General features: G+C 78.8%; 1 protein-coding gene. It reads left to right on the plus strand.

Translation table 11 applies throughout. The features are described from left to right. Positions 1-420: lysylphosphatidylglycerol synthase domain-containing protein (locus GTW08_RS29375; protein WP_202417873.1), on the plus strand; the 420-nt coding region annotated here is incomplete at both ends.

Consider the following 420-nt stretch of genomic DNA (forward strand, 5'->3'; position numbering starts at 1 on the left):
CCGGGGCCGGGTTGCTGGCCGCGCTGGTCGTGCAGGTCGGTGTCGGGCCGGTGCTGGAGCGGCTGCGCGGCGTGGGGCCGGCGGCGGTCGTCGCCGCGCTGCTGCTCGGCGCGGTCGCGACCGTGCTCAGCGCCTGGCGGTGGCGGATGGTCGCCCGCTCGATCGGGCTCGGCCTGACTGCGCGACGCGCAGTGGCCGACTGCTACGGCGCCACCTTCCTCAACTCGCTGCTGCCCGCCGGGGTCCTCGGCGACGTCCACCGCGCGGTCAGCCACGGGCGCAGCGAGGGGAACCTCGGTGCCGGGGTCCGGGCCGTGGTGTTCGAACGGGTCGCGGGGCACCTGGTCGCGGTGGCGGCCGTCGCCCTCGTCCTGGCGCTGCAGCCGGACCTGCTGCGGGCCGCGGCCGGGGCGGTCCCGG

It is taken from the genome of Pseudonocardia sp. SID8383 (genome assembly GCF_009864975.1).
Classification (GTDB): Bacteria; Actinomycetota; Actinomycetes; order Mycobacteriales; family Pseudonocardiaceae; genus Pseudonocardia; species Pseudonocardia alni.